This is a genomic window from Mesorhizobium sp. M7A.F.Ca.CA.001.10.2.1, from assembly GCF_003998575.1.
Taxonomy (GTDB): Bacteria; Pseudomonadota; Alphaproteobacteria; order Rhizobiales; family Rhizobiaceae; genus Mesorhizobium.
In genome coordinates this window covers 1-7,369 of record NZ_RZQY01000278.1, presented here as the reverse complement: position 1 = coordinate 7,369, position 7,369 = coordinate 1, and the positions used below count along the sequence as shown (strand labels likewise).

The 7,369-nt window shown below is 61.8% G+C and carries 11 protein-coding genes; 6 read left to right on the top strand and 5 right to left on the bottom strand.

Annotated elements, in window-relative coordinates; all coding sequences use genetic code 11:
- Nucleotides 1-170 precede the first annotated feature (170 nt).
- The 4 genes from EN964_RS18535 to EN964_RS18520 all read right to left on the bottom strand — a co-directional run bounded on the left by EN964_RS18535 (nt 171) and on the right by EN964_RS18520 (nt 2,539).
- Nucleotides 171-959, bottom strand: a complete 789-nt coding sequence (locus tag EN964_RS18535) for a hypothetical protein (protein WP_164748946.1) — start codon at nt 957-959, stop codon at nt 171-173.
- Nucleotides 960-1,029: 70 nt separating this feature from the next.
- Nucleotides 1,030-1,287 carry a hypothetical protein gene (locus tag EN964_RS18530; RefSeq protein ID WP_008874920.1) on the bottom strand — a complete coding sequence of 86 codons (258 nt, stop codon included), beginning with the start codon at nt 1,285-1,287 and terminating at the stop codon, nt 1,030-1,032.
- A gap of 356 nt (nt 1,288-1,643) precedes the next feature.
- Nucleotides 1,644-2,021: a TIGR02301 family protein gene (locus EN964_RS18525; protein WP_127270900.1), complete on the bottom strand. Its 378-nt coding sequence runs from the start codon at nt 2,019-2,021 to the stop codon at nt 1,644-1,646.
- 83 nt (nt 2,022-2,104) lie between these two features.
- Complete coding sequence (locus tag EN964_RS18520; protein ID WP_127271672.1) at nt 2,105-2,539, bottom strand: NUDIX hydrolase; 435 nt, start codon at nt 2,537-2,539, stop codon at nt 2,105-2,107.
- 129 nt (nt 2,540-2,668) lie between these two features.
- On the opposite strand from EN964_RS18520, the gene EN964_RS18515 reads away from it, so the two are divergent.
- Nucleotides 2,669-3,430: an SOS response-associated peptidase gene (locus tag EN964_RS18515; RefSeq protein WP_127268540.1), complete on the top strand. Its 762-nt coding sequence runs from the start codon at nt 2,669-2,671 to the stop codon at nt 3,428-3,430.
- A gap of 72 nt (nt 3,431-3,502) precedes the next feature.
- Here EN964_RS18515 and EN964_RS18510 read toward each other — a convergent pair whose 3' ends face one another.
- Nucleotides 3,503-3,658, bottom strand: coding sequence for a hypothetical protein (locus EN964_RS18510; protein ID WP_081738801.1), 156 nt, complete (start codon nt 3,656-3,658; stop codon nt 3,503-3,505).
- Nucleotides 3,659-4,049: 391 nt separating this feature from the next.
- Here EN964_RS18510 and cysS point away from each other — a divergent pair, with 391 nt between their 5' ends.
- The 5 genes from cysS to EN964_RS18485 form a co-directional block, all read left to right on the top strand.
- On the top strand, nt 4,050-5,486 hold the full coding sequence (cysS, locus tag EN964_RS18505) for a cysteine--tRNA ligase (RefSeq protein WP_127268541.1): 1,437 nt from the start codon (nt 4,050-4,052) through the stop codon (nt 5,484-5,486).
- Nucleotides 5,483-5,869, top strand: coding sequence for a VOC family protein (locus EN964_RS18500; RefSeq protein ID WP_127268542.1), 387 nt, complete (start codon nt 5,483-5,485; stop codon nt 5,867-5,869). Before cysS ends, EN964_RS18500 begins: the two co-directional genes overlap by 4 nt.
- A 6-nt stretch (nt 5,870-5,875) precedes the next feature.
- Nucleotides 5,876-6,367, top strand: coding sequence for a GFA family protein (locus tag EN964_RS18495; RefSeq protein WP_127268543.1), 492 nt, complete (start codon nt 5,876-5,878; stop codon nt 6,365-6,367).
- On the top strand, nt 6,364-6,840 hold the full coding sequence (locus tag EN964_RS18490; protein ID WP_027038010.1) for a GFA family protein: 477 nt from the start codon (nt 6,364-6,366) through the stop codon (nt 6,838-6,840). Before EN964_RS18495 ends, EN964_RS18490 begins: the two co-directional genes overlap by 4 nt.
- Nucleotides 6,837-7,369, top strand: a 533-nt coding sequence (locus EN964_RS18485) for an alpha/beta fold hydrolase (RefSeq protein WP_127276605.1), incomplete at its 3' end; no start/stop codon positions are given. The genes EN964_RS18490 and EN964_RS18485, both read left to right, overlap by 4 nt.

The following is a 7,369-nucleotide window of genomic DNA, read 5'->3' as shown; positions in this document are numbered from 1 at the left end:
CCTTATGATGGCAGGGAAGTGACGGGTTGGCCGGTCGGCACCGTCATTCGAGGCCGACGTGTCATGTGGGAGGGGGAAATCGTCACGCCAGGCCAGGGCAAAGCGGTGGAGTTTTCCGAGGCATTGCCCGTCTAGGCTCCCGGATCTCTGCAAGGGCAGAGGCAGAAAGCTCAATCCCCGGCGACGAAGAACGACCACTGTCCGGCAGGCGTGATGCCGACACGGTAGAAAATATAAGCGCCGAACTGCTTCATGTCGTTGAAATCGCCAGCGGTGACGATCTTGAACAGCTCGACCCGCTGCTTGGCGTCCAGCTTGTCCAGCGGCAGGGCGAAGAAATACGGCCACACATAGAGTTCTTGTGGCGTGCCGGCATCGAGGTGGACGTAGCCGGCATTAAGCACCTCCTCCAGGATGGCCAGAATCTCCTGACCGTCTGGGTCGCCGGAGAGGCCCTTGAGGAAGGCGATGGCGTCACCGTCTATGTCGGTCAGCGATATCTGTGTCATGCTCTCGCCCGTGCCGATCAACGGCCGCAGCTTTTCGATATCGCCGCCCTTGCAGGCTTCGACGATCAGATCGTGCATGCGCCGCACCGGTTCCGGCAGCTTGCCGAGATCGTAGACGACCTCGGGCACCGGCGTTTCCGGATCGACGCGCGGTCTGGTCACGCCGCCATCCGCCGGACTGTTCGGCTCGGCTTCGGCAGGAGCAGTCGGCTGGCTGGCCGGCGGCGGTGTTCCAACCGGGTTGGGCATCGGCACGGCGCTTCCGGGGGGCGACATGTCGTCGTCGGCCGGCGGCGTGACTGTCGGGGGGAGCTCTTCGCGCTTGATTTCGCTCAGTGCATACACGGGGCTGCTCGCGAGACACACAAGCAGGGGAATCGCGGCACAGCAAGCGGCGAAGGAGATGCGAAGGACCAAGCCACACGGCTTGCCTGACATCGAAAAACTCACTGCCCGTTTCTCCCTGCTTCCGGGCATGACGCCCGAGCGGCATGTTGCCGTCAAAGAACCGGACGTCGGTTCAGTGCCGCAGCCGTTCAGGTTCGAAGGCGCCAGCAATCACCTTTTCACGCATACGGTCGAGCAGGGCAAGGGCCGAGGTCTCGCCATTGGCACGCAACATCTCGCCGAAGGCTGTTTCGAGCGCTGCTTCGGCAATGATCTCGGGCTCTATCCCGGCGGAGAGACCTTCCGCCCAGGCCTCGCTGTGGCTTTCCACGGCGGTCAGGCGTTTTTCTTCCCTGACCAGCGCGTCGATGTCGTTGACACCATGTTCCATAAGCGAATGTCCACCCTTTCAAGCTGCGATCCGTCGATGTAGATCAGGCCTGATCTGTTCATTTCACACGCAGGGACAATTAAGTATTTGTAAATACGACATTTTTTTGATCGTCTTTTACAAAGCCCAATTGCCTTGTGCGAAGCTGCGTTCAGTCCGAGTCAAACTTAGCCGATTGGGGCGGCCTGCGGGGCGAAAACCTTCAGTTTGAGTTAATTCCGCTTTCGCGCTGTAAGGTTTCGTTAATACTGTTGCAGAAGTGCAACATGAGGATTGCACCAAGAAATCGCCTGGCACAAGCCGATATATCGGCTTGTGCCCGGCAATGATCCGGATAGTTGTTGATGAGCGAGTGCCTAGTTGCCGTAACGAGAGGCGATATCGCGAGACAGCGTCTCGCCTTCCTTCATGTAGCGGCTGATGGCTTCGGTCGCCGAGGACGTACACCTCGTATAGGTGCCGCCGAAGGAGCGGTAGCCGCGATTGAAGCTGGCAATGAAGCGGGCGCGCCGCTCGGCGTCCGGATTTTCCGAATCGAGCAGTTTTGTCATTTCGACACGCCACTGGTCGCCTTTCTCGCCGCACAGATTGCGCAGGAAATGCAGCGAGCCCAGAACCTCCGCCAGCCGCATCAACCCAGGCTCGAACGGCGATTCGGCGCTGAGCGCGGGCCGTATCGAAACGGTCGCGACGACCGCAAGACACGCGGCGAGGAGCATGGACGGACGGTTCATAAGCCTTCTCTACCCAACGGCGTGGCTCTGCCAAACAGGATAAGTCTTTGTGGCGAAACAATTTGTCGCCTGCAAGGCTGTTTTCAGGGCTTCGGCCCGTCGTCTCCGCGGGGGTCCAACAACTCCTCGGCCACGGCGAACACCGAGCCGGCGAGCGGCAATGCCGCCATCTCGCTGAGTGTATAGAAGGCCGCCGTCTCTGCGTCGTCGCTGGCTACCGCCTCGCCGCCGGCATAGGCCGCGCCGAAGACCGTGAGGAGGTAATCGACCGGGTGGCTGTCATCCCTGCCGTCAATGTGGATTTCCCGTAGCGGGCGATAATTTGTGGCGCGCAAACCGGTTTCTTCCAGAAGTTCGCGCTCTGCCGCTGCCTCCAGCGTCTCGCCGGGTTCGACCTTGCCGCCCGGAAAGGCATAGAGCCCTTGCGAGGGTTGCCGGGCTCGCTTGACCAGAAGCAGGGTGTCTGCACGCACGACGGCGACCGAGACTGCCGGAAGTGTCTTGCGCGCTTCGTTCATGGGTTCCCGATCAGGCGTGTAGGCAGGTCTGTTGTGGACCGCCCAGCATGGGCAAGCTTTAGCGGTTGCGCAATGCCGGTTGCACCGGCACTTTCAGGAACCGAACCTTTCAAAGGGCGCCAATCGACCATGTGCGGACGTTTTGCCTTGACCGCGACGCCGGACCAGACTGCCGCCTTGCTGGGCTTGGCGGAACTGGAGGATTTCCCGGCGCGCTACAACATCGCACCAACCCAGCCGATCCTGATGGCGGTCGCCGGCCCCCCGCGGGCGCCGGGCTCCAATTTGCCCGACCGGCAGCCAATGCTGGTGCGCTGGGGGCTGATCCCGACCTGGGTCAAGGATACCAGGGAGTTTCCGCTGCTGTTCAACGCGCGCTCCGAAGGGGCTACCGAAAAGGCGTCGTTCAAGGCCGCCATGCGCCATCGCCGCGCCTTGGTGCCGGCTTCCGGCTTTTATGAATGGCGGCAAACCGGCGGCAAGAAAGGCCAGCCTTACTGGATCCGGCCCAGGCATGGCGGGTTGGTCGCCTTTGCCGGCCTGGTCGAGACCTATGCCGAGCCGGGCGGTTCGGAAATGGATACCGGCGCCATTCTGACCATCAACGCCAATGCCGATATCGCGCATATCCACGACCGCATGCCTGTGGTGATCGACCCCAGGGATTTCGCCCGTTGGCTGGATTGCCGCACGCTCGAACCGCGTGATGTCGCCGATCTGTTGCGGCCGGCTCAACTCGATTTCTTCGAGGCCATTCCCGTCTCCGACCTGGTCAACAAGGTCGCCAACACCGGACCGGAGATTCAGGAGCGGGGCGAGATCGGGCCGGAGCCCGAAAAGGTCAAGCGCCAGAAGCCCGGCGCGGACGACAATCAGATGACGTTGTTCTAGCTGAACCTGTTCTTCAGCGACGTATGTCTGCGCCATTTGCCAGGCGCCCTTGGCGCCGGGCCGCACACCACTTCAGGCGGCGCGGGGCGACACGATCTTCTGTACCGGCTTTTTCTTCTTCGCGGTGTGAAGGAGGGCGGCGACGATCGCGGCCGGGCCGATCGCGCGGTAGTGGTTGGCCAGTGCCGGCTGCTTGGCTCGGTTGGCTTCCTGCTTGGTTCGGGGCATGTCTCTCTTCCCAGGTAACATTTTCGTGTCTGCGTTTGATGGCCGATTCTGACCAAATCGTGACGCCTGCTGATCTAGCCGGCGAATGTTTCATGACTGTGCCGACATGTTTAATAAAATGTTTCAGTGCATCATTACCTGTGATCCAGCGACGTTTTTGCCGAAACTTGCGACTTGACGGCAACACATGCCAAGGCGATAAAGCCGCCCATGAAAACGTCTTTCGCCATTTGTGGCATTTGCATTATTGGCTAGCCTCGCGCTGGTCCGGACGTTTTCGCCTCATCTTTCCCCAGATTGGACAAACGCCCCGGCCAGCAGGCTGGAGCCTGATTTGCGTTTCGCGCAGGGCTGGCTTCGTCAAATTGAGTTCTGAACCGGGAAGGCACGAATGTCCGACGCATCGCAGGGCCTGCGCCTCTACAACACGCTGACGCGGACGAAAGAGGATTTCGTCCCGATCGATCCAGACAATGTGCGCATGTATGTCTGCGGCCCGACCGTCTACGACTTTGCCCATATCGGCAATGCCAGGCCGGTGATCGTCTTTGACGTGCTTTTCCGCTTGCTGCGTCACGTCTATGGGCAGGCGCACGTCACCTATGTGCGCAACATCACCGACGTCGACGACAAGATCAACGCGCGCGCTCTGCGCGACTTCGGCGGCGAGATCGCTTCCGGAACACTTTCGCTCAACGAGGCGATCAGGCGGGTCACCGAAAAGACCGCCGGCCAGTTCCATAGGGACGTGGCGGTTCTCGGCTGCCTGGAGCCGACGGTCGAGCCGCGCGCCACCGAATTCGTCGAGCCCCGCGCCGACGGCAAGGTCGACATGATCACCTTGATTCAAAGCCTGATCGAACGCGGCCATGCCTATGTTGCCGCGGGCGAAGTCCTGTTCGATACGGCGTCGATGCCGGACTACGGCCAGCTGTCGAAGCGCAATCTCGACGAGCAGCAGGCCGGTGCTCGCATCGCCGTCGACGCGCACAAGAAAAATCCCGGCGATTTTGTCCTGTGGAAGTTGTCGTCGCCGGAGGAGCCTGGCTGGAACTCGCCATGGGGCAGGGGTCGGCCGGGCTGGCACATCGAATGCTCGGCAATGTCGGCCGCCTATCTCGGCGAGGTGTTCGACATCCATGGCGGCGGCCTCGACCTGATCTTCCCGCACCATGAGAACGAGATCGCCCAGTCGCGCTGCGCCCATGGCACGGACGTGATGGCCAACATCTGGATGCACAACGGCTTCCTGCAGGTCGAAGGTCAGAAAATGTCGAAAAGCGTCGGCAATTTCTATTCGATCAACGAACTGCTCGAGACCGAGACGTTCGGCGGCCGCAAATGGCCGGGCGAGGTGCTGCGGCTGGCAATGCTGATGACGCACTATCGCGAACCGATCGACTTTTCCGTGCGCAAGCTGGAAGAGGCCGAGAACACGCTGCGCAAATGGAAGCGGGCGGCCGACCTTGCGCCGGCCGCCGCAGGACTGCTGCCCGTGCAGGTCATCGATGCCTTGTCGGACGATCTCGCAACCTATGCCGCCTTCCAGGTCTTGACGCAGTTGGCTGGCGAGGCAGCGGACGGCAACGATGCGGCGGCTGCGCTGAAGGCGTCGCTGCTGTTCCTCGGCTTCGATGTCGCGTCGGCGACGGTTGATGAAGACCACGTCGCCAAGGCAATCGCCAAGCGTCTCGCATTCATCGCCGCCAAGAACTGGGCCGAGGCCGACCGCATCCGCGACGAACTGCTGGCTCAAGGTGTACAGTTGAAGGACGGCAAGGATCCGGTCACTGGCGAGCGCATCACCACCTGGGAGGTAAAAAGATGATCGACCATCTCGGCATCACCGTTGCCGATTTCGACGCTTCGAAGGCTTTCTATGACAAGGCGATGGCCCCGCTTGGTGCGGCGCTGCTTTACATGGTGCCGCTGGAATATACCGGGGGTGCCAAGGTCGGCGGCTATGGCCGTGACCGGCCGGTGTTCTGGCTGAGTACCGGCAAGGACAAGCCCAGGGATCACCAGCACGTCGCCTTCACGGCGCGCAGCCGCGCCGAGGTCGATGCCTTCCATGCCGCAGCCCTTGCCGCCGGTGGCAAGGACAATGGCGGGCCAGGCCTGCGGCCGCATTATCACCCGAGCTACTATGGCGCCTTCGTCTTCGATCCCGACGGCAACAATGTCGAGGCCGTCTGCCATGTCCCGGAGTGAGCGGTGATGAGCCTCGACAACCGGCCGGTCTACACCGGCGGCTGCCAGTGCGGCGCGGTGCGCTTTCGCGTTGAAGGCGCGCTCGGCGACGCTTCGGTCTGCCATTGCCGCATGTGCCAGAAGGCGTTCGGCTCGTTCTATGCGCCGCTGGTTTCGGTGCGTGGCGCCCGGCTCGACTGGACGCGCGGCGAGCCGAAATACTTCCGCTCCTCCAACCATGTCGATCGCGGTTTTTGCGCCGATTGCGGCACGCCGCTGACCTTCACCGCGCCGGACGGCGTTGGCCTCGCCATCGGCGCGTTCGACAATCCGGCGGAGATCGTGCCGCTGATCCAATGGGGCACCGAGGCAAAGCTGCCTTATGTCGATACGATCCCGCAATTGCCGGGCGAGGAGACGATGGCCGACGTGTCGTCGGCCTCTTATCTGGCGGATCTCGTCTCCTATCAGCATCCGGACCACGACACCGAACAATGGCCGCCAAAGGAAAGATCATGACCGATCAGGTAAGAACCGGCGGCTGCCAGTGTGGCGCCGTGCGTTTCCGCATTCATGGAGCGCTCGGCCGTCCATCGATCTGCCATTGCCGCATGTGCCAGAAGCAGTTCGGCTCGTTCTTCGGTGCACTGGTCACGGTGCCCAGGGACGGCGTCGAATGGACCCATGAAGAGCCGAGCTATTTCCAGTCGTCGGTCAACATCGATCGTGGTTTCTGCGCCCGCTGCGGGACGCCGCTGACCTACCGGCAGCCCGGTGGACTTGAGATCGCTATCGGTGCCTTCGACGACCGCTCCGATCTTGCCCCGCAGATCCAGGTCAACTACGCCGCGCGGCTGCCCTGGGTGGAGACGATCTTCGATCAGCCCGTCCACCAGGATCCTGATTATTACAACAGGCAGGAATCCATCATCTCCTTCCAGCACCCAGACCATGAAACAGCGGACTGGCCGACCAAAGGTTTGCAGCTATGAGCAGTCAATTGCGTACGCTTTATCCCGAGATCGAGGCGTTCGATTCCGGCATGCTGGATGTCGGCGACGGCCATCAGGTCTACTGGGAGCGTTCGGGCACGAGGGGCGCCAAGCCGGCGGTGTTCCTGCATGGCGGGCCGGGCGGCACCATTTCCCCAAAACACCGGCGGCTGTTCGACCCGAAGCTCTACGATGTCATCCTGTTCGACCAGCGCGGCTGCGGAAAATCGACGCCCAACGCCTCGCTCGAAACCAATACGACCTGGCACCTGGTCGCCGACATCGAACGCCTGCGCGAAATGGCCGGCTTCGACAAATGGCTGGTGTTCGGAGGCTCCTGGGGGTCGACGCTGGCGCTCGCCTATGCCGAAACGCACCCCGAACGCGTCAGTGAGTTGGTGGTACGCGGCATCTACACGCTGACGCGAGCCGAACTCGAATGGTACTATCAATTCGGCGTCTCGGAAATGTTCCCGGACAAATGGGAGCGCTTCCTGGCGCCGATCCCGGAGGCCGAGCGCGGCGGCAT

What these genes read in the sequence shown, in the direction of transcription:
- EN964_RS18530 (WP_008874920.1), bottom strand. Translation starts at nt 1,287, where the DNA reads ATGGAACATGGTGTCAACGACATCGACGCGCTGGTCAGGGAAGAAAAA.
- EN964_RS18525 (WP_127270900.1), bottom strand. Translation starts at nt 2,021, where the DNA reads ATGAACCGTCCGTCCATGCTCCTCGCCGCGTGTCTTGCGGTCGTCGCG.
- EN964_RS18520 (WP_127271672.1), bottom strand. Translation starts at nt 2,539, where the DNA reads ATGAACGAAGCGCGCAAGACACTTCCGGCAGTCTCGGTCGCCGTCGTG.
- EN964_RS18515 (WP_127268540.1), top strand. Translation starts at nt 2,669, where the DNA reads ATGTGCGGACGTTTTGCCTTGACCGCGACGCCGGACCAGACTGCCGCC.
- EN964_RS18510 (WP_081738801.1), bottom strand. Translation starts at nt 3,658, where the DNA reads ATGCCCCGAACCAAGCAGGAAGCCAACCGAGCCAAGCAGCCGGCACTG.
- cysS (WP_127268541.1), top strand. Translation starts at nt 4,050, where the DNA reads ATGTCCGACGCATCGCAGGGCCTGCGCCTCTACAACACGCTGACGCGG.
- EN964_RS18500 (WP_127268542.1), top strand. Translation starts at nt 5,483, where the DNA reads ATGATCGACCATCTCGGCATCACCGTTGCCGATTTCGACGCTTCGAAG.
- EN964_RS18495 (WP_127268543.1), top strand. Translation starts at nt 5,876, where the DNA reads ATGAGCCTCGACAACCGGCCGGTCTACACCGGCGGCTGCCAGTGCGGC.
- EN964_RS18490 (WP_027038010.1), top strand. Translation starts at nt 6,364, where the DNA reads ATGACCGATCAGGTAAGAACCGGCGGCTGCCAGTGTGGCGCCGTGCGT.